This window comes from Paenibacillus sp. JT22N12 (assembly GCF_056269365.1).
In genome coordinates, this window is the sequence record NZ_JBWDNU010000004.1 from 468,438 (window position 1) to 489,577 (window position 21,140).

18 protein-coding genes are annotated in these 21,140 nt (G+C 54.8%); 15 read left to right on the forward strand and 3 right to left on the reverse strand.

From position 1 onward, the window contains the following. Positions 1-43: 43 nt before the first annotated feature. The 8 genes from AC0YOA_RS17765 to AC0YOA_RS17800 all read left to right on the forward strand — a co-directional run bounded on the left by AC0YOA_RS17765 (position 44) and on the right by AC0YOA_RS17800 (position 7,637). Positions 44-1,204, forward strand: a complete 1,161-nt coding sequence (locus AC0YOA_RS17765) for an amidase domain-containing protein (protein WP_475787715.1) — start codon at positions 44-46, stop codon at positions 1,202-1,204. A gap of 81 nt (positions 1,205-1,285) precedes the next feature. Then, on the forward strand, positions 1,286-2,422 hold the full coding sequence (locus AC0YOA_RS17770) for a D-alanine--D-alanine ligase (protein WP_475787716.1): 1,137 nt from the start codon (positions 1,286-1,288) through the stop codon (positions 2,420-2,422). A 115-nt stretch (positions 2,423-2,537) separates the two neighbouring features. Then, the gene (locus tag AC0YOA_RS17775; RefSeq protein ID WP_475787717.1) at positions 2,538-2,855 is read left to right on the forward strand and encodes a hypothetical protein; all 318 of its coding nucleotides are present in this window, start codon (positions 2,538-2,540) and stop codon (positions 2,853-2,855) included. Next, positions 2,852-3,919 (forward strand): UV DNA damage repair endonuclease UvsE, encoded by a 1,068-nt coding sequence (gene uvsE / locus AC0YOA_RS17780; RefSeq protein ID WP_475787718.1) that lies wholly within the window; start codon positions 2,852-2,854, stop codon positions 3,917-3,919. The genes AC0YOA_RS17775 and uvsE overlap by 4 nt, the downstream gene beginning before the upstream one ends. Positions 3,920-4,120: 201 nt before the next feature. Then, entirely contained in the window at positions 4,121-4,897 is a 777-nt protein-coding gene (locus AC0YOA_RS17785) for a sulfite exporter TauE/SafE family protein (protein WP_475787973.1), read from the forward strand. Between the two features lie 95 nt (positions 4,898-4,992). Next, the gene (locus AC0YOA_RS17790; protein ID WP_475769850.1) at positions 4,993-5,850 is read left to right on the forward strand and encodes an inositol monophosphatase family protein; all 858 of its coding nucleotides are present in this window, start codon (positions 4,993-4,995) and stop codon (positions 5,848-5,850) included. Between the two features lie 293 nt (positions 5,851-6,143). Beyond that, the gene (locus AC0YOA_RS17795) at positions 6,144-6,536 is read left to right on the forward strand and encodes a GntR family transcriptional regulator (protein ID WP_210042631.1); all 393 of its coding nucleotides are present in this window, start codon (positions 6,144-6,146) and stop codon (positions 6,534-6,536) included. Between the two features lie 6 nt (positions 6,537-6,542). Further along, positions 6,543-7,637 carry a DUF1648 domain-containing protein gene (locus AC0YOA_RS17800; protein WP_475787719.1) on the forward strand — a complete coding sequence of 365 codons (1,095 nt, stop codon included), beginning with the start codon at positions 6,543-6,545 and terminating at the stop codon, positions 7,635-7,637. A 228-nt stretch (positions 7,638-7,865) separates the two neighbouring features. Here AC0YOA_RS17800 and AC0YOA_RS17805 read toward each other — a convergent pair whose 3' ends face one another. Both AC0YOA_RS17805 and AC0YOA_RS17810 read right to left on the reverse strand, forming a co-directional pair. Continuing rightward, the gene (locus tag AC0YOA_RS17805; RefSeq protein WP_475787720.1) at positions 7,866-9,185 is read right to left on the reverse strand and encodes a glutamate-1-semialdehyde 2,1-aminomutase; all 1,320 of its coding nucleotides are present in this window, start codon (positions 9,183-9,185) and stop codon (positions 7,866-7,868) included. Positions 9,186-9,313: 128 nt separating this feature from the next. After that, on the reverse strand, positions 9,314-10,447 hold the full coding sequence (locus AC0YOA_RS17810; protein ID WP_475787721.1) for an LCP family protein: 1,134 nt from the start codon (positions 10,445-10,447) through the stop codon (positions 9,314-9,316). Positions 10,448-10,924: 477 nt separating this feature from the next. On the opposite strand from AC0YOA_RS17810, the gene AC0YOA_RS17815 reads away from it, so the two are divergent. Genes AC0YOA_RS17815 through bcp form a run of 4 tightly spaced genes read left to right on the forward strand, consistent with a single transcriptional unit; the run spans position 10,925 to position 14,178 of the window. Further along, positions 10,925-12,052, forward strand: coding sequence for an ABC transporter ATP-binding protein (locus tag AC0YOA_RS17815; protein ID WP_475787722.1), 1,128 nt, complete (start codon positions 10,925-10,927; stop codon positions 12,050-12,052). Next, positions 12,045-12,839 (forward strand): ABC transporter permease, encoded by a 795-nt coding sequence (locus AC0YOA_RS17820; protein WP_475787723.1) that lies wholly within the window; start codon positions 12,045-12,047, stop codon positions 12,837-12,839. The genes AC0YOA_RS17815 and AC0YOA_RS17820 overlap by 8 nt, the downstream gene beginning before the upstream one ends. A gap of 6 nt (positions 12,840-12,845) precedes the next feature. Next, complete coding sequence (locus AC0YOA_RS17825; RefSeq protein ID WP_210042600.1) at positions 12,846-13,640, forward strand: ABC transporter permease; 795 nt, start codon at positions 12,846-12,848, stop codon at positions 13,638-13,640. Between the two features lie 58 nt (positions 13,641-13,698). Beyond that, complete coding sequence (gene bcp / locus AC0YOA_RS17830) at positions 13,699-14,178, forward strand: thioredoxin-dependent thiol peroxidase (protein ID WP_475787724.1); 480 nt, start codon at positions 13,699-13,701, stop codon at positions 14,176-14,178. Between the two features lie 505 nt (positions 14,179-14,683). Here the strand turns inward: bcp and AC0YOA_RS17835 are convergent. Further along, positions 14,684-15,550, reverse strand: coding sequence for a hypothetical protein (locus tag AC0YOA_RS17835; RefSeq protein ID WP_475787725.1), 867 nt, complete (start codon positions 15,548-15,550; stop codon positions 14,684-14,686). Between the two features lie 323 nt (positions 15,551-15,873). On the opposite strand from AC0YOA_RS17835, the gene AC0YOA_RS17840 reads away from it, so the two are divergent. From AC0YOA_RS17840 to AC0YOA_RS17850, 3 genes are read left to right on the forward strand one after another with little or no spacing between them, the layout of a single operon-like run. Then, positions 15,874-16,908, forward strand: a complete 1,035-nt coding sequence (locus AC0YOA_RS17840; RefSeq protein WP_475787726.1) for an AAA family ATPase — start codon at positions 15,874-15,876, stop codon at positions 16,906-16,908. Continuing rightward, positions 16,905-18,500, forward strand: a complete 1,596-nt coding sequence (locus tag AC0YOA_RS17845; protein ID WP_475787727.1) for a DUF58 domain-containing protein — start codon at positions 16,905-16,907, stop codon at positions 18,498-18,500. The genes AC0YOA_RS17840 and AC0YOA_RS17845 overlap by 4 nt, the downstream gene beginning before the upstream one ends. After that, positions 18,481-21,102: a transglutaminase TgpA family protein gene (locus AC0YOA_RS17850; protein WP_475787728.1), complete on the forward strand. Its 2,622-nt coding sequence runs from the start codon at positions 18,481-18,483 to the stop codon at positions 21,100-21,102. The genes AC0YOA_RS17845 and AC0YOA_RS17850 overlap by 20 nt, the downstream gene beginning before the upstream one ends. Positions 21,103-21,140: the final 38 nt, after the last annotated feature.

Consider the following 21,140-nt stretch of genomic DNA (forward strand, 5'->3'; position numbering starts at 1 on the left):
AACCAACTTTGTCAGGCACAAAAACTGCAGGGAGGGAATACTGATGCCTCAAGCGAGAACGCGGACCGGAGTTAGAAAACGCAAAGGGGTGCAAACGTCAAGCAGGCCCGCAGTACGCAGCAGCCGGGGGACCGCCAGGGCGAAGGAGGCGACCGGCCTCAAGGATCCGGAGCCAAGCGGGTGGAAAGCTTGCGTGCACCATTATGTTCAGTTGGTTAACCAGGCCGAGATTGACCGCTTTACGCCGGAATCGGAAGGTATCGTCACCGATGTGGACCATCTGTCCCGCTATCAGCGCAAGCTTTCACGACTTCGCGAGCAGGAGCTGCTGCGCGGCGTTCTGCCTCTGCGCAGCGAGACGAGCGCAGAGCTGCTGCGGATCAGTGAATCGGAATCTCTGGCAGAGGCGACGGCCCTGATCGAGCTGAAGATCAAGCGGACGATGCAGCAGCATGGCCGCACCTATACGGAGGACAGGCGGGAGCGGGAGCGCCTGTGGCTGTCGCTGGACGGCGAGAGCTACCGGATTAACCGTGTGGAGCCGCTCGTCATGGAACGGCGTCCCAGATATAGTATGTCCGATTCCTTCGCTTCACAGCTGTCTGCCGAGCAGCAAGTTGAAATGGAAGATAAGCCGATATCCATACCTTTTATAAATTATGATGTTTTATCGCGTTTCAAACATGGCCGCGCTGGAATTCGTTACCGCCGGGACTTGGCCGCTGCCTATGCGGATCGGTGGTGGAATGAAGGCAATCCGGCTTATGAAACCTTCGATGTCAATTGTACGAATTATGTATCTCAATGCCTCTTTGCAGGCCACGCGCCTATGAACTATACTGGTAAAAGGGATTCGGGCTGGTGGTATCGGGAGAGAAGCGCAGGGCGCGAAATGTGGAGCTACAGCTGGGCCGTTGCCGGTGCGCTGCAGCTGTTCCTGTCGGGCTCCCGCCAAAGCGGCCTCCGGGCGACGGTCGTGGATTCAGCCGATCAGCTGGATCTGGGCGATGTCATTATTTATGATTGGAGTGGAGACAACCGCTTTCAGCACAGCACCATCGTGACCGCTTTCGACGCGGCGGGCATGCCGCTTGTCAATGCCAACACTGTGCCAAGCCGCCACCGCTATTGGGATTACAAAGATTCTTATGCGTGGACCGAACGTACCAAATATCGCTTTTTTCATATTGCCGATGAATTTTAAGCATTATTCCTGTAAGGATGCATGTTTAGATGCATGATTATATCCTGATGTGGGAAATTATTCGTAACCGGAGGATTAGCCATGGGGAAGAAAGTGCGCGTCGGACTCGTTTACGGGGGCCGATCGGGCGAACATGAGGTATCGCTGCAGACTGCGCTTGCAGTCATGAAAGCTTTTGATTACAGCCGTTACGAAATTATTCCTTTCTATATTACAAAAGAAGGCAAGTGGCGCGCAGGACAGACGCTTCTGGCGCCTCCTGATGAACTAGAGCCGCTCCGGCTTGTTGGCGCTCAAGCTGCCTCCGGAACGGACGCGCTTATGCCGGTTTTCAACGCTTTGTCGGCAGAAACCGCCGCTGCCCTGGATACTGCGCCTGCTGAGGCTGGTCCGGCTCTCGATGTTGTTTTTCCTTTGCTGCACGGCACCTTCGGCGAGGACGGTACGATACAGGGCCTTCTGGAAATGGCGGGTATCCCCTATGTGGGAGCGGGCGTATTGGCTTCGGCAGTCGGCATGGACAAGATCACGATGAAGAAAATTTTTGCCCAGGACGGCCTGCCGCAGTGCGTGTACCGGTATTTTAACCGTACCCAGTGGGAGAAGGATCACGGCTTTTTTATTATGGAGATCGAGGTTGCGCTGGGCTATCCTTGCTTCATCAAGCCGGCTAATCTGGGATCGAGCGTAGGCATCTCCAAGGCCCGTAACCGCGAGGAATTGATCACGGCGATCAATTATGCGCTGCGGTTTGACCGCAAAGTGATTGTGGAGGAATTTGTCGACGCCCGGGAGATTGAGGTTAGTGTGCTTGGCAATGACGAGCCGCGTGCTTCCGTGGTGGGCGAAATCACGTCATCCAGTGAATTTTATGATTATAAAGCCAAATATGTTGACGGCAAATCGATGATGCATATTCCGGCCAATATTCCGGCGGAAACATCGGAAGCCGTCCGCGAAATGGCCATCCGCGCTTTCTTGTCGATTGACGGCTCAGGCCTTGCGCGCGCCGATTTCTTCCTGCGCAAAAGCGACGGCAAGCTTTTCATCAACGAGGTCAATACCATGCCGGGCTTTACGCCCTACAGCATGTATCCTCTGATGTGGAAGGAAAGCGGCGTCTCCTATACGGATCTGCTGGACACGTTGATTGGACTTGCAGTTGCCCGCCACACGGAGAAGCAGCGTATCGATTATGGGGGAGGAGACCCGGTCTGATACAGGACCGGAGTCTGTTTCTTCGATGATTGTTGGCAAGACTTGGCTGATTGTTATCAGGCCTTGCTCCTGAGGACAAGAAATACGCCACAATATAATTGCTGGAGGAAATCATATGGGGTTCGAAACGGAGTTTAATTCGGTCTGCAAGTTCAAGAATGACAATGAGCTGAACGAGCTGCTTGAATACGGCCGCAGCAAAATAGTCAAGAACGGATTTCGCGTTTATCCTACCGGACAGAAGGTTATTGCGTATACGCCCAATAATGAAGCGATTGCGATTGTCCGCATTCTGGTGTCGATCGCGGAGATTAATTTTCAGGGCGAGGAAATTACGCAAGTTGAAATGGAGCTTATCCGAAAGCTGACAGAGGAGGAGGCGCGCGTGCAAACCGCCCTTGCCTATGAAATGTTCTTCGGAGAGCATGTATGATTGTCCGCTTTGGCTTTGTCGCGATGAGTCTGCAGCTTGAGAATGCTTCGCCGTCCCGCACCATGACCTACACCAGCTTCTCAAAGCTGCCGGATCGTGAAGCAGCTCTGCGCAGACTGGAGCGCATCGCCGAAGAAAATCTGCATAATACGCTGCGTTTGCTGCGCCATTGTCATGCCCATGATATCAAGGTTTACCGCATGTCCTCCAAGCTCATTCCGCTGGCTACGCACGGGGAGCTTCAGGACTGGTCGCCATGGCCGGCGCTTGCAGAAGCCTTCGCCGCTGTTGGCGCGTTCGTGAAGGACAAGGGGATGCGCGTATCCTTCCATCCCGACCATTTCTGCGTCCTGAGCACGCCGCGTCCCGAGGTGCTTGTAAAGTCCGAAGAGGACTTGAGCTACCACCTGCATATGCTGGAAGCGATGGGACTGGACGAGAAGGTAAAATGCAATATACACGTAGGCGGAGCATACGGGGACAAGCCTTCATCAGCTGAGCGATTTGTCCGCCAGTTCGGGCAGCTGCCTTGGAGGATCAGGAACCGGATAACGCTTGAGAATGACGACAAGACGTTTACCGTCCGGGAGACGCTGGACGCGGCCGAAGCTGTGGGCGTTCCCATGGTGCTTGATATTCATCATCACGCTGTCAATGACGGGAACGAGAGTGACGCATCGCTTGCCGGCGAGCTGTGGCCGCGCATTTTACGGACATGGGATGGCGCTCTTCCTGATGCGGACTCTGAACCTGGAGGAGTCTCTGACGCAAAGCGAGCCATGCTTATACCTGGCGCTCAACCTTCTAGACCGCTTCCGCCGAAGCTCCACGTTTCCAGTCCCAAGAGCGAGCGGGACCCGCGCGGTCATGCCGACTATGTGGAGCCGGCTCCGCTCCTGCGGTTTTTGCAGGAAACGGCTGGTTCGACTGATAAATTGGATGTGATGCTGGAGGCCAAGGGCAAGGATCTGGCTTTGTTCAGGCTGATGGAGGATTTGCGCCAGCTGGCACAGGACGAACAGGGCATACGGATCATCGATGGAGCAAGCATTGAAGTGAACTGATTCAACTGCAGGCCGGTATTGCCGCTGAACATAGCATAAGCTCTCCGGACAACCGCCCGGGGGGCTTTATTGCCTTAAGGGAGGGCAAGGGAGTCTTGCATGCGAGGAATCGGGGTAAAATATAGATGTCATTAAGTATCAGGCGAGGTGACCGGCGTGCTTGAGATTGTCCTTCTCCTCCTTCTGGGTCTGATCGCCGCAATGTTCGGAAGCATTGTCGGTTTGGGCGGGGGAATTATCATCGTTCCAACCCTGGTTCTTCTTGGGCCGCAGCTGACCGGGTCTCCAATCGGCCATACAACGGCTGTGGGCACCTCGCTGTGCGCGTTAATTGTGACAGCGCTTGCTTCCACACTTTCATACGCCAAGAAGAAAAGAGTGGATTTCCGCAGCGCGTGGCTGCTGTTCGTGACGAGCGGGCCTGCCGCTATGGTCGGCTCGGCTCTGACCGGTTATTTGAAGGATGGCAGCTTCCAGCTCGTATTTGGGATCTTTATGCTGTTAATGGCCGCTCTGCTGGTTGCCAGGGATTACATCAGGCCGATCACGCGAAAGTGGCCTGTGGAGCGGCTCTATACCGATCAGGACGGGGTCGGGCATGTCTATGGTTATGCCGTAGGGCCAGCCCTGGTCATCGGATTTTTTGTCGGGCTCATTTCAGGCTTGTTCGGCATCGGCGGGGGTTCGTTATTTGTTCCGGTGATGGTGCTCCTGTTCCGGTTTCCGCCCCATCTTGCCACGGCTACCTCGATGTTCGTGATCTTCCTCTCCTCTGCATTGGGCAGCAGCGTACATATATGGCTCGGCGAAGTAGACTGGCGCATTGTGCTGGCGCTTGTTCCCGGGGCATGGATCGGTGGCAAGTTCGGCGCTTACGTTGCAACCCGGATAAGCGGCAGAGGGCTTATGTGGCTCCTTCGCATTACGCTGGGCCTTCTGGCTGTTGAATTAATTATTGAAGGAGCAGCGAAATTATAGACGGTTTCCTGCAAGAACTGGGCGAAACTTTGAAGATATGGTAACGTATACTAATAAGCATATAGCAACTCATAGGAAAGTAGTGTGATAGAACCGTGAGTGACGAGAGCAACAATACACCTGCAATAGGGGGCAAAAACTTTACCGTAGTGGCAATCAATTGCGCGGCTAAAGCGGGTGAATGGATCAGAACCAAACTTGGAAATCATACAAGCTTGTCTTTAAAATACTCCCCTACCGATCTAGTAACTGAAGTGGATAAGGGTTCTGAGATGATGATCCGCAACCTGGTACAGACGCATTTTCCACATCATTCCTTTCTTGGTGAAGAAGGCGTGGAGCCGGGGCCGGAGGCCTCTGCGAAAGCGCTCAATAATGTGCGTGACGCCGAGTATTTATGGGTGGTCGATCCAATCGACGGGACGACGAACTTCGTGCACGGCTTCCCTTTCTTCTCTGTGTCGATCGCTCTGGCGCACAAGGGAGAGGTCATTGTAGGCGTCGTGTATGATCCCATGCGGGATGAATTATTCGTAGCCGAGAAAGGCAAAGGCGCCTATGTACATGGCAAGCCTATGCAGGTAGGCACGGAAAGCCAGCTTGGCGAGAGCCTCCTGGCTACAGGTTTCCCGGCCGATCAGCAGTACGCGCTGCCGCTCAATATGAAGGGGCTGCAGGCGCTTGCGCCGCAGGTGCGCAATATCCGCTCCGGCGGCTCGGCGGCATTGCATATGGCGTATGTGGCATGCGGACGGCTCAGCGGCTTTTGGGAAATCGGTTTGAATTCCTGGGATCTGGCAGCGGGTTCGCTCCTTGTCTCTGAATCCGGAGGGCAAGTCACCGACATGTTGGGCAGCCCCTATGAACTGGGAGTGCGTAATGTTGTCGCGACTAATGGAGCGATTCATGGGCAGCTTGTAGACGAGCTTAAGAAAGTGGAAGCTGCAGGCTAGATCAGGAAGAGAAGCTGTCATATGTCTGCTGATTGTGCAGAGCAGCAGGGCTTCTCTGAACTGATATGCAGCGATATCGAGAGAATTGGTTTTGCAACAGCATAATAAAATTGTAAAAGGCGTATTCCTGCCATGGTCAAGATGACTTGGGGAAAACGCCTTTTTTCCCGTGCTTTTGGAAATGCTCCTTGCATGAAATTTGATCATCTGTTATATTTGATGTATAACAGACATTCAAAATAATACAGTCATCGACAGATTGAGGCAGGGTCAGGAGAGGCAGGTGAATCATCATGTTTATGGAGTTGGATTTGCAATCGGAGTCGCCGATTTACACGCAAATTGCCGAGCAGCTTATTGAGGGCATCGCCAAGGGCGATTTGAAGCCGGGAGATGCGCTCCCGTCAGTCCGCAGTCTGGCAGCAGACCTGGACATTAATTTGCATACCGTTAATAAAGCTTACCAGACCTTGAAGCAGGAGGGCTTTCTCCAGGTCCACCGCAAAAAGGGGGTCGTCGTACAGCCTGGTGAAATGCCTGGCGTGACCGCCGGGTTCAAGGATAAAGTGCAAAGACAGCTCCGCGCATTGTCCGCTGAAGGAATCGTCAGGGGCATGGCTGAGGAGGAATTTCTGAGGCTCTGCCAGGATGCTTTCAACCGGAAGAATACGAAGGAAGGGGAGTAGGAGCGTATGGATCCGACATGGGGGATTTGGCTTTTTTCGATTGTAATGTATGTCATGATGGGGATTGTGTTTTTGCTGGTGCCATTGATAAGCACACGCGTTTTGTTGTTCGGTGTTTATGTTCCCGAGCCTATGCGGGATGACGAGGCCGTAACAGCTGTGCGTAAAAGCTACATCCGAATATCTGTGTTCATTATGGTATGCGCTGCAGCTGCAGGCGGCTTGGTGGGCTGGTGGATGAAGGGGATGTCCGAAGCCGTATTGCTCAGCGCCACACTGGTTCAAGTCATCGGATTCGTCCTGTCTCTCGCGGCCAGTCATCGCAGGGCGCTTCGCATCAAGCTGGAAAAGGGGTGGGAGCCGCCGCAGAGCACCAAGCGGGTCGCCAATTTGAATTTTCGGAAAGGACCTCTAACGATCCGTGATCGCTGGTATCTCCTTCATCTGCTGCTCATCATCATTTCAGTGATTGGCGCCGCTGTTCAATGGGACAGCATTCCCGATACCTTAACCACTCATTATAATGCCAGCTTTGAAGCGGACGGCTTCTCTGAGAAAAGCTTCAACTCCGTGTTTATGATGAATATTACCCAACTCCTGCTGATCGGAATATTTCTATTTGCGAATTTTGTCATCCGTGCGGCCAAACAACAGCTGGATCCAGCCAAACCGGATGAATCCATGATCAAGCAGCAGAAGTTTCGCCGCATCAACTCGATATTTCTTTATTTTCTCTCCCTGTTCATTGTGGCGTTGTTCAGTTATATTCAGGCGACGATACTATATGGCTGGTCTGCTGATCTGCTCATGCTGACATCGCTGTTTCTGCCTCTTATTCTGATCGGATGTTCCATTGGATTAATCATTTATTTGAGGAGTAAAGGCATCGATCAGGTCTTAGCTGCCGGGGTAAGCGACGACAGTCACTGGAAGGGCGGCTTCTTTTATCATAATCCGGAGGATCCATCCTTTATCGTGAATAAGCGGTACGGGATGGGGTGGACGTTCAACATGGCGCATCCGGTCAGTTGGGTTGTTCTTGGAGGTATACTGCTGATTCTGCTTGTTATCGTGCTGATCACTTCCATATTGGACACTTGACTTGATAGTACTGGAGCTGTGAGCATGCTATGCCTGCAGATGTATCAGTAGTCAAAGCTCCCAGCGTTCTTGTTGACATGAAGCTTTAGAGGAATTCAGAACAGCAGCAGTATTATATGAGAAACCGCGTAAAAGGCCGTCCAGCTGTGGACGGCCTTTTACGCGGTTTCTATGCATAGGATGATGAAACAGGAGTAAGATAACGGTAAACCGCTGCGCCGGATGAAATTAATCCTGGCCCATCGTCTGGAACGCGACCCGGGCAGCAGCCAGGGTCTGGTCAATATCCGCTTCGGTATGCGCGGTAGTGAGGAACCAGGCTTCATATTTGGAAGGCGCCAGACATATTCCCTGCTCCAGCATCAGCCGGAAGAACCGTGCGAACCGCTCGCCGTCGGCAAGCTGGGCCTGTTCATAATTCGTCACGGGATTTGTGCAGAAATGAGTCGAAAATGAGCCTCGGATGCGGTTGATCGTAAGGGGAATACCCTGATCATCCGCCAACTGCTGCAGTCCTGCGCTGAGCTTGAGGGCGAGAGTGCTCATTTGTTCGTAAACGCCGGGAGTCTGAAGCACTTCCAGACAGGCGATACCTGCCGAGATCGAGGCAGGGTTGCCGGCCATCGTGCCCGCTTGATAGGCAGGCCCGAGCGGCGCAACCTGGGCCATCACGTCCTTGCGCCCGCCGTAAGCGCCGATTGGCAGACCTCCGCCGATGATTTTGCCCAGTGCGGTAAGGTCGGGCTCAATCGCCTGCCGATCGGGAAAAGCCTCATAGGTCTGGGCGCTGCCGTAGTGGAAGCGGAAGCCGCTGATGACCTCATCGTAGATGACCAGAGCGCCTGCTTCGCGCGTCATCCGGCATAATTGCTCCAGGAATCCGGGAGCGGGCATGACCATGCCGAAATTGCCGACGATAGGTTCTACCATCACAGCGGCCACATCCTCGCCCCAACGCTCCAGAGCCTGGTGAAGTCCATCCGGATCGTTGAAAGGAACCGTAATGACTTCACTGGCAATGCTGGGCGGAATGCCGGCGCTGTCGGGAATTCCGAGCGTGGAGGGACCGGAGCCGGCAGCCACAAGCACCAGATCGGAATGGCCATGATAGCAGCCCGCGAATTTGATTATTTTATTGCGCTTTGTATAAGCGCGGGCAACGCGGATTGTCGTCATCACCGCTTCTGTGCCCGAATTGACAAAACGGACCTTGTCCATCGAGGGAATGGCGGTCTTCAGCATCCTGGCAAGCTGAATTTCCAGCTCAGTCGGCGTGCCGTACAGGGTTCCATTCTTCGCCGCACGGATAATGGCATCCGTAATATGAGGATGGGCGTGGCCGGTAATAATGGGGCCGTAAGCGCAAAGATAATCAATATACCGATTGCCGTCAACATCCCAGAAATAAGCGCCTTGTGCGCGTTCCATAAAAACAGGGGCACCGCCGCCGACCGCTTTGAACGAGCGCGAAGGGCTGTTCACACCTCCGACGATATGCTCCAGCGCCTCGGTGTAGAGCGCCTCCGAACGGGTATGATTCAAAGACATGTTGTTGCCTCCTGTCGAATTTACTTTATTATGTACTTCTCCGGAAACGGCTTTCGCTTATCCGCCGGAGAACAAAACAAAAGGGCGATCCGCTCGCGAATTCACCCTTTTGTTTATGATGTTACCGGTTATTCGTTCGTTTTGGTGCTTGAGTCGGTATTGGAGCTTGAACTTGTATTGCCTATATTCGTGCTTGAACCGGTATTGCCTGAACCGGAAGTATTTGCGCTTGCTCCGCCTGCATTGCCGGTACCGGTAGTTGTTGTATCCGGTGCTGTTGAATCCTCTGTGAGGATTTCCTGCACGTACGTCAGGAGCTCATCATCATCGCGGATAGAGAGCACCGAAGCGCCGGAGACCTTGCGGTCACCGATGTTATCCATCGGGGGAACCTGCGCTTGACCGGCCAGCTGCGTCTTCACTCCGAGCTGGGCAAGCTTGAGCATATCGGAAATATCCAGATTCGTTTCGATATAAGGATTGACGCTCTCGAGAATTTGTTTCATTTTCAACAAATTCCAACCGTTCTTGAGCTTGTCTGCAACAGTATCCAGAAAATTGCGCTGCCGCTCAGTCCGTGTGAAATCGCTCATCGCATCATGGCGGAAGCGCACATACATGAGCGCATGCTCGCCGTCCAGATGCTGAAATCCTTTTTTGAGATGGATGTCATAGCGGTTGCCGTCGGCATTGTCGACATAGTTCATGTTTTTCTCAACGTCAAAATCAATTCCGCCGATGGCGTCGATCAACGATTTGAAGCCTTCGAAATCCGTATACACATAATATTGAATATCAAGTCCGAGCATACCGCCGATCGTCTTCATGGCCAGATTCGGTCCTCCGAGCGCAAGCGCGGTATTGATCCGGCCCTCGCCATGACCTTCAATCGGCACATACGTATCGCGCAAAACGGAGAACAAATGAGCTTTCTTCGTTACCGGATCGATAGATGCGACCAGCATGGAATCGGATCGTGCCGCTTCATTCTTCTCCAGCCCGCGGTTGTCGCCGCCCATGAGCAGAATGTTGACGCGCTCCGTTCCTTCCCATTCAACCGGTTTTTCTTCTTCTTTCACTTCAAACTGTCCGAAACGGGATTCTTCTTTTGGTTTTTGCAGGGTGTCCAGTTGATTATATATACCATATCCTTGATATGCTGCGTAGGCGCCAACGCCTCCCACGACAACAAACAGGATGGACAAGACGATAATAAGCGGTTTTAGCCATGGTCTTTTCTTGTTTGATTTCACCCGCGGCATCCTTTTTTGTTCCCCTCCTTGGTATGATTCACGTTTGTTTTTGGAATTGTCTGCATGGATTAACGAATGATGAAAGGTACTGGTGATTTCTTCCTGATTGAAAGAAGAACTTATGTGAAGCTGTTCTTCATCATAAAATTATAAAATGTTTTGACATGCAGAAGCAAGTTTTATCTTGTATTTGGTGTGTATTGGTCGTTAAAAAACCCTCCTAATACAATAAAATGTCGAAAATAAAGCTGAAACGGCTCATTTCGGCCACGTATAAAGGAAAATTATAGAAACCAAAGATTAGCTTTGTTTAAGAAATCTTTGTAAAGGACCCCGAGAAACCCCGTGAAAAACGCCGCAATGGAGAAAAAAGGAGGACTTTCCTGCTTGAACTCGCCTGGCTGACGGCGTATAAATAGATAGAGAAATCGAAAAAAAACGAACATTTCCCAGGAAATGTCGAAGAGAAAAGAGGAAGCTTCCGCAATGCTAGCGATTGATGTCAAAGATTTGCGCAAGCAGTTCAGTGTCCAGAAAAACCGCGAAGGACTCGGCGGGGCGCTGAAGGATCTGTTTAAGCGCGAATATAATGAAATTACAGCTGTAAAGGATATTTCCTTCCAAATACCTCAAGGTGAAATATGCGGTTATATTGGAGAGAACGGGGCAGGCAAATCAACAACCATCAAGATGCTGACCGGCATCCTCGTTCCTACCTCCGGACATATTCAGGTTAACGGCTTCGTCCCGTTCAAAGACCGCGAGAAATTTGTGAATGGAATCGGAGTCGTGTTCGGTCAAAGAAGCCAGCTGTGGTGGGATATCGGAGTTATTGAGTCCTTCCAGCTGCTGCGCAAAGTATACCGTGTTCCGGAGGAGGAATTCCGCAAGCGTCTGAATGAACTGGTGGAGCGGCTGCAGCTCGGGGATCTGCTGAACCGGCCCGTACGCAAGCTCAGTCTCGGTCAGCGGATGCGCTGCGAGCTGGTTGCGTCGCTGCTTCATAATCCTTCCATTCTATTCCTGGACGAGCCCACTATCGGGCTGGATATTGTCGTAAAAACTGAAATCCGGGATTTCCTGAAGAAAATCAACCGGGAGCAGGGGACGACCATACTCCTCACCACGCATGACCTTCAGGATATCGAAGCGCTCTGCACGCGGGTTATTATGCTGGATGATGGCAGAATCATCTACGATGGCGGCCTGGATGAGCTGAAGTCGCGCTGGAGCAAAGGGCGTGAAATTCAATTCCAGTTCGGCGAACAGCCGGATATCCGTGTGCTGAAGCAGCAAACGGAAGGCTTAAGCGGAGTGAGCTGGTCCATCGACAATGAAGTAACGGCGACAATGTTCCTGCCTCATGAAATCAATGTTTCCGATGCGCTCTCGCGTGTTGTCGGGGGTGTCGCGGAGATCCGCGATATCAAAATCATGGAGACCAATACAGACGAGATTGTCCGTGAAATTTACAAATCCGGTTCGGCTTCGCAGGAGACGGCGGATAAGCTCAGCCAATATATGGGAGAACGGACAGCGGAAAGCTCTGACGGGACAGCCGCTCCCATAACAAAGGACAGCAGCAGCGAGAAGGAGCCGGTACATCATGGGTAGCGCATATCTGGATCTGATCCGGATCCGTTTCCTGATGATGCTCGCTTATCGCGTTAACTATTACAGCGGTATTGTTATTTATGCCATTAATATCGGAGCTTATTATTTTCTCTGGGAAGCGATCTTTGGCGACCAGAAGGTGCTTGGCGGATTTACGCTTGGGCAGATGACCACCTATGTGGCCGTCTCCTGGATGGCCAGAGCGTTCTACTTCAATAATCTGGATACGGAGATAGCCAACGAAATCCGGGACGGCAGCGTGGCGATCCAGTTTATCCGGCCTTATAATTATTTGATCGTAAAGCTGATGCAGGGCTTCGGGGAAGGGATTTTCCGCCTGCTGCTGTTCATGGTTCCGGGGCTTGCGATAGCCTGCCTGCTGTTCCCGGTCAAGCTGCCTACGGATCCCGGCGTATGGGCGCTTTACTTTGTCATGCTGGTGCTCAGCTTTCTGATCAACACCCAGATTAATATGCTGACGGGGCTGTTTGCTTTTTTTGTGGAAAATAATCAAGGGATGCTGCGGATGAAGCGCGTCCTGGTTGACCTGTTCTCAGGCGTTGTTGTACCGATCTCGTTCTTTCCCGGATGGCTTGCCGTGACGATGAAATGGCTGCCCTTCCAGGCGATTACCTACCTGCCGAGCTCGGTATTTACCGGCAGGGTTGCGGGCTTCGAGGCGGTCCGGGTGCTGGGCGTCCAAATAATCTGGTTTCTCGTGCTGATCATCCCGATCGCATGGGTATGGCGGCAGGCGCGTTACCGGCTGTTCGTTCAAGGAGGTTGAGGCGCAATGCGATTCTATTGGTCATTATGTGCGGAATACATGAAGAATTATGTCAAGACCAGGCTGACTTACCGGATGGACTTCTGGGTCGAGGTGCTTTCGGATTTATTATTCCAGGGCGTGAACCTGATCTTCATTCTCGTCGTGTTTCAGCATACCGCGTCGCTGGGCGGCTGGTCGGAAGCCGAGGTGGTGTTCGTCTATGGCTTCTTCATGGTGCCATCGGGCATTTTCGGGATTTTCTTTAATCTTTGGGGCTTCAGCGAGCGTTATATAGTCAAGGGCGAGATGGACCGCATATTGACGCGTCCAGCCCATAACCTGTATCAGGTGCTGCTGGAAAATATGGACCCGCCATCCCTGTTCGGCTCCATTGTCGGCGCGGTCATTATGGCAATTAGCTGGTCGCAGCTGGGCCTTCCGTTCGAGCTGCTCGATGCGCTCATGCTGGTGGTCTTCACGCTGGGCGCTGTATTTATTTACGCCGGTCTGTATATTGCGCTGACAGCCATTTCCTTCTTCTCGGATGCGCCGACGGGTATTTTGCCGCTTATGTACAATATCCAGAACTATGGACGGTATCCCGTCAACATTTATAATAAAACCATCCGTTTTCTCCTGACGTGGCTGCTGCCTTTTGCCTTCGTCGGCGTCATCCCGGCTTCTTATTTTCTCGACCGCAAGGAAGACGGGCTGTCCACGCTGTCGCTGCTGACGCCGGTGATGGGAATTGTCGTACTGACAATCGGACTCATGGTCTGGAACTACGGAGTCAAGCGCTACCGCGGGGCGGGCTCTTAGGCTGAGCCTGGCCCGGATGTTATAAGGAAATCAAACGAGGAAGGGAGAGGAGCGTACAATGCCGGCAAAAAAAGCAAAGGCGCGCATTGGAAAACCGGCACCGGATTTCTCTCTGGAGACCATTGGCGGGCGCCGGGTGAAGCTGAGCGATTATCTCGGTCAGAAGGTGGTGCTATTCTTTTATCCAAAGGATATGACTCCGGCGTGTACACAGGAATCCTGCGATTTTCGCGATAATTATGCCGGATTTGGCGAGATCGGGACGGCGGTGCTCGGGATCAGTTTGGATACGGCAGAGCGGCATGAGCGCTTCGCAGCCAAATACGAGCTGCCTTTCGAGCTGCTTGCCGATACCGAGCATGAGGTCTGCGAGCTGTACGGTGTCTGGCAGCTGAAGAAGCTGTATGGCAAAGAATATATGGGTTTGGTCCGGTCGACCTTCCTGATTGACGAAAAGGGCAAACTGGTCCGTGAATGGCGCAGTATTCGGGTTAAAGGGCATGTGCAGCAGGTGCTGGAAGCGGCGCAAAGCCTTTAACCGGTGCAGGCAGGAATGCCAGGTGCGAAGTTTATATTTTCTTGAGCGGGTTAAAAAATGCCGTATTGCCGGTGAGGGCAATACGGCATTTTCTATTTTGCAAACTATTTGTGCCGGTAATAATTGAATGGGGATCCGGTGCAAGCAAATCCAAATGACGGCTCCAATGAGGAAAAACCTGCTTACACTCATGCCAGCCTCGGTTCCGATCGCTGTAGGCGGGAAAAACCTTACTGCGTGGCTGGTCCGGGGCCAGCCACAGCCCTGACGGTGGCTCCAGTGAGGAAAAACCTGCTTACATGCAGGCCAGCCTCGATTCCGATCGCTGTAGGCGGGAAAAACCTTACTGCGTGGCCGGTTCGGGGCCAGCCAGACCATGACGGATCTATAAAATGTGAAGCGACTTGTGCAAGCCGCCAAAGCGGACGAGAGCTTTTTAAACCATACAAATTATCCAGCCATGGCTGTACAATGAGCTCCATTCATCCTTGGCGGCAGTACTAACCTAATGAACATGTGATCTGCCACTGGGGACATTGATTCCCTGCTTGCGGACAAGCAGAGCAAGCGGCACCAGTGAGATAAGAAAGAAGCAGCACGCAAGAACCGGAAGGACCGAAAACTCCATAATGGAAGCTCCGTTAACGGTCTGCCAACCGATGGCGCCTAATCCAAGTATAAAACCGATACCCGTGATATGGATCAATCTTCTGCGTTTCTGGCTGTTAAGGGATGAGCGTTCCGTCAACCATGCAACCAGGGGTACAGCCTGCAGCGCATGGAAGCCGAGGCCGTGCAGCCAGATAATATTGCCGCTCATCCCGACGAATCGGCTTTGATTGACTGAAATCCAGATACCGGCCGCAAAAGAGAGCAGGACGGCAATCATCGCATAGCGGATTCCCAGCACCAGCTCAGGACGAAGTCCGGAGGCTTTCCTGCGGAAATATTGAATGCCCAGGAACAGATAGAACAAAACAAGCAGCAGGGCAACGAAAGCAAAGCCGGAACCGACCGCGACATCAAAGCTCGAACCGCCCTCTACGAATCTCGGATTGACGCCGCGGAAGTTTTGGATCGTTTCCGCCCCGTATGAATAAAGTCCAAGCGCGATATAAAACCAACGGAAGAAAGCTCTCCCTCGCGTCCCCATCCCGGACAACGGACTGATAGCGGCTGTCGACAGCAAGAATAATCCCAACGCCGCATCGAAGGATATAGCTTTGGCGACATCCCCATTCGGGGCTACAGGACCTCCGTACAGCAGAACCCATACAGCGCATACCCCTGCAAGCACAAAACCCAGCAGCCCGGTAAGCACCAGCCATTTCTCTCCTTCAAAAAATCTTGCTCCCGTACCCGTTCTTGCCATTGTCAGTTTCACTCCTTAAACACCCTTCCTTCTTATAAAATTGTTACTCTTATCTTATAAGGAGGGGTGGTCTTGACGTGATAGGCGTAAGGATGAAATCCATGCGGTCTCCGGTATGATTTTATGCTCTGTCTCCAGACTTAGTAAGGCCCGTCCTCAAGGGTGCTTATTTTCAATAGCCGATAACGACCAGACTATCGTACAAACCCTGATTGATCAGGGTGGAGCTTCTCGCAAACTATGAGACTAAACAGGAGAGGATGTGGAAATGCTAGCTGATAGACAGGTCGCGAGCGAAAGCGATGAAAGGATTGTGATGCGCAGTGATTCCGAATCAAACGGCAAATGAGCTGAGATCTTCGGTTTTTCAAAATCATGGAGAGCCTGAAGGCTGGCCGGAAGCGTCCAGCGGACTGTTGGAGCTGATGATTGCCAGAATCAACAGTGTTTTTATAGGCAAAAACGAAGTTGTCGTTCAAGTGATGGCAGCGCTGCTCGCCGGGGGTCACGTGCTGCTGGAGGATGTGCCGGGCGTTGGCAAAACGCTGCTGGTGAAGGCGCTGGCCCGTGTGATGGGCGGGGATTTCCGCCGCATTCAATTTACCTCAGATATGATGCCGGCAGATGTAGTGGGAGGGATGGTGTGGGACGGGAAGCGCGGAGAGCTGGTGTTCAGGAAGGGACCGCTTATGGCGAATGTTGTCCTTGCCGATGAGATCAACCGGACTCCGCCGCGTACCCAATCCGCGCTGCTTGAGGCGATGGAGGAACGGAGCGTAACAGCCGATGGAGAGACCATGCGGCTGCCAAAACCGTTCATGCTGCTGGCGACCCAGAACCCGCTTGGCGACGACGGGACTTATCCGCTGCCGGAGGCGCAGCTGGACCGTTTCATGATGCGGCTGTCGGTCGGCTATCCGTCCGCGGAGGATGAACTGTTCATGCTGGAGTCCGGCGAGGGGCGGCTGCAAGCCGAAGAGCTGCGCCCGGTTATTATTCCGGAGGAATGGCTGCGCATGCAGAAGGATGCCCAGTCGGTGCATGTACACTCGGCTCTGCTGACCTATGCTGTAATGATCATCCATGCCACGCGCTGTGCGCCGGAGCTGCTGCTTGGAGCAAGTCCGCGGGCCACCCGCGACTGGGTTCGCGCCGCACGGGCGACTGCTTATGTGGCGGGACGCCGTTTTGTCGTGCCGGATGACATGAAGGCGACAGTCGAGTCCGTTCTGGCACATCGGCTCATTGTTAGGGATGAGTCGCTTGCGCAAGGGCATTCCGCAGCCGCTGTGCTCAGACGGATTCTGGAGGAGACCCCCATACCTGCTCCAACCTCGGATGGCGGCCGAACCCGATGATCCGGTCCGGGGACATGTTTGGAGGATTGAACTCCAATCTTCAGGCAACGAGCAGCACAAGGGGGATTGGCGGGATAGCCGAAACGGCGGGAAGAGGGGCCAATCCCTTGGCCGAGGCCCCGACTACTGTGAAACAGTTGGGAACCAAGCCGCGCAGCCGCCATCTTGCACGGCTTATGCTCGTTATGCTGGTCATTGTCTGCCTGCTTGCTTTGCAATCGCGGGGAGGTGCTGTGGAGTGGCTGCTGACCGCAGTTGTTTGTGCTGCCGCCGTTTGGTGCCTCATCATCCCTTATGCGGCTATAGGCAGCATTCAGATTGTTCGGACCATCAAGGAGAAGGGATCTCTCTCCGATGGGGGAACGATACAGGTCGAAGTGACCGTCAAGACGACAAGGCCGCTTCCGTTAATGTGGATTTCGGTACATGAAGAGCTTGAGAATAATTTCGCTTCCAATGGAGACGGCCGTGCATCGCTGCAGCGGCGGACGTTGGAAATTCCCTGGCTGCGGCGCAGCCATTCTTTTTCATATTCCGTGAGCGGGTTGCACAGGGGAGAATGGCGTTTTCGTCCGGTGCAGATCAGCGCCGGCGATTTGCTTGGAGTAAGCATACGGAGCTTCACGATCCCTACACTGGGCAGCGTAACAGTAGGGGCCGATGCCCCGCAGGGAGAGAAGCTGGAAGGCTTGCCTGCTTCTATGGAGGGGCGCAGCCGGTCCTATGAACGCCGACCCATCGACCGGACGGGCATGACTGCCAAATTCGCCCGCCGCCGATCGGGGGCAGGCTCGCAGTCTCGCGGCTATATCCCTGGAGATCCTCTTTGGCGCATTGATTGGCGGGCGATGGCCAGAGGGCTCGGCATGCAAACCCGGCTGCATGACAATGATGCGCCCAGCGATATCATTGTTGTGCTGGATGGGAATTTGAGCTCGTATGGCGGCGACGGGCGCTTGTTTGACGCCAACTGCGGGCGGGCGGCCCAGGTGATACGCCGCGCATTCTGGGCAGGAAGCGGTATAACGCTCCTGGTGACGGGCCATGAAGAGGCGGTTCTCCATGTTCATGCCCTGGACCAGAAGAGCCTGCAGGCTGCAGAGGAACGGCTTCTAAGATTGCAGCCGTCCGGCCGTCAACCGTTTTTCGACCAGCTTGGGAATATCATTGCCCGCCTCCCGCACGGCTCAGCTGTCATCTGTTTGACAACGGCGCACAGCGGCGGCAAAAGGGCTGTCGGCGGAACAGCACTGACGGCAGGCGCTGTACAGGGAACAGGCAAGAGTGCCCACGTACAGGCGGCAGATGGTTCCGGTTATATGGCGCATGCTTCAAGCGAAGCTTCTATGAATGGCGGAGAGCCGGAGAGCAGTGACAGGGCAGCCTATGCCGCCCGTTTGGCCGCAGCCCGCCGGGGCAAGCTGCATATGCTGCTGGCATGCGCGGGGGATGCTGCAGATAGCGAACGGCTGTATATGGAGGAACTGATTAAGCGCGGCTGCCGGGCGGTGCTGCTCCCGCTTCCCGCTGCTTACCGGAGGCAGCCTGAAATTCTGGAAGGGGGAGACGGCTATGCCAGTGTCCGTATCTGATACACCGGCCCGAGTCAATAAGGATATGCTGGCCATCGAGAAGGAAAGCGGATTTTTTGCCAGCTTCCCGCGCCGTTTTATAACGAGTCTGCTGCTGTTCGGACTCCTGTCGGAGTGGCTTTTGCCCCTGGAGCAGTTAAAGGCTTATACCGAGCTTTACCGGATTTATCCCGTTATTGCGGCGATCGGCTGTTATTTGGCGATCGGCCTTTTTGTGCCCCCGCTGTGGGTTTCGCTGGCGCTAAGCAGCCTTGTATGCCTGACAACGGTATTGGTGCTGTTCGGTGTCCAAACTCCTTCGTTGACGGATGCTTTTGTGCAGCTTGTGGAGGCGCTGAGAGCTGACGCTTTGGGGCTGCTGCAAGGAAATCTGCAGCTTAGCGGAGAGACGCGCACCCTGCTGTTGGTTGCCGGACTTGGCATGATGGCCGCCGCAATTCAATCTCTGGTATGGCTTCGTCAATGGGGGATCGGTCTCGCCGTGCTGACTGCCGCCTATTTGGTGGCCCTGTCCGCATTTCTCGGCCTGGATGTGCTGCCTGGTCTGATTCGTACCTGCCTGGAGGGCTTGGTGCTGGGCATGCTGCTGACCCTGCCGCGCGTGGAGAGAACCCTTGGACCCATTGATGCTTACAAAGGGCGCGGCGGACTTCTGGCGGGATGGCCGTCAGGCTGGTGGAGCGCGGCAGCCTGGGTGGCTGTGCTGCTGATGGCAGGCGGATTATGGGCGGCGCAGGGAGCGGAGTCTTCAGGCAAGCAGGCGCCTTGGGCAGAGCAAGCAGTCGAATGGGGAACCAGCCGGTTGAACGGTGAACATTCGCAAGGGGCAATGAGCGGCCCTATGCCCGGAGACCTGCAGACAGGCGCGGATTGGGGCGGTGGCGCGCTGACCGGCTACGGCTTCGATGACCGCTCCCTGGGCGCGCCGATTTCCCCGGATGACACTATATTGTTTAAGGTGCTCACCCCGCAGCCGACTTATTTGCGTGGAGAGAGCAAGGATACCTACGACGGACAGGGGTGGATTCAAAGCAAACAGCGTCTGGAGCGGCGGGCAGTCGCCGGCGGCGGCTTGATTGCCGGTGATGGCGGCGCTGTTCATGTGGCCAGCCTCTCCGCCGATCCAACCGCCAGAGAAGCCGGGCAGGAGGGGGACCTGCTCCGCCAGACCGTCACGGCCGTTTATCCCGCGGAGGGCTGGCCGCTGTTCAGTGCAGGGGCGGATGCCAAAGTGTTGTCGCTGCAGCTGGCTGCTGCACATGGTGATGCCGACGTCTTGGGCTATCGGGCCGATACGGCAACCGGAGCTTTATACCCGGAGACGGCCAGCCAGCGAATCTATCAATATACAGTGGAAACCACACTGCCGGATTTGCAGGCCATATCATCTGAAGCGGGTAAGCCAGGGCTGCTGGACCCGGAAGATATTGTACGCGACTATACCCGGCTGCCCTTATCCCTGCCGCCGCGTGTCGGCCAGCTCGCAGGAAACATTGCAGGCGCAACCGATGGCGGAAGGTATAAAATTGCAAAGGCTGTCGAAAGCTATTTGCGCAGCCATTATGCGTATACGCTCAAGGATACGGCGATTCCCCGAAAAGGGGAGGATTTCGTCGATCAGTTCCTGTTTGAGCAGAAGCAGGGGTACTGTGTCCATTTTGCCACGGCCATGACCGTGCTTCTCCGCACACAGGGCATTCCGGCCCGTTATGTGAAGGGATTTGCGGCATCCTGGGAGACGGATTCGGATGCCGATCAGCCAGAGGGGCAGCAGAGCGGAGGGCAAGGAGTCAGTGACGGGAACGCGGGAGCGGCAAGGCTGCAAAGCTACAACGTGCGTGCAAGCGACGCGCACGCCTGGGTAGAGGTGTTTTTCCCGGGCGCCGGCTGGGTGGCTTTTGAGCCGACGCCGGGTTTTGCGGCGACGATTGGCAAAGCCGGCGGAGGAGCATCGGCTGATTCGGCCGATGCTGCCCAGCAGGGGCTTGCCGCGCAGGCGGGCGATGCCGCCGCAGCGGGAAGTACCGCGGGCGCGCCGGGCCGCGTTATGCGCGCGGCAGCTCAGCTGCAGGCGGCCGCGGTGCGGGCCGCCGATGCCGCTCTGCGCGAGGCGGATGCCCTCGCGCAAGCGGTTCGCGGCGCAGCGGCGGCCAGGCCATGGGCCGTGGCCGCGCTGGCCGCAGGCGCCACAGCCGTCGCCGTGCTGCTGGCGGCGGCGTGGCGCAGGCGCGAACGCCATGCGTTCGCCACAGCGCTGCACAAGTATGGCAGCGCTCTAGCATCGGGCCGGCGCACAGCGGTCCGCGCGTATTTCCTCGCGCTCGCGGACGCGTGCTGGCGCGAGCTGCAGGCTGGCTGCGGCGCCCGGGGAACCGGCCGCACGGCGCGCGAATATACGGCGGCGCTGAACCTGCCGCCGGACACCGCACGGCTGATCGCCGACTTCGTCCGTTGGGACGAAGAAGCCCGCTACGGCGACGACTGGCGAGAGCCGCCGTCCGTGGAGCAGCTTCAACTGCTGATTAGCGCGCTGCAGCCGGGCGCAGTCGGCAAAGCCGTGCAATCGCAGCAGGCCTTGCAGCGGAGACTGGCAGCCAAATAACTTTCGGCACCCCGCACGGCTCCCAGCGCGGGGTGTGA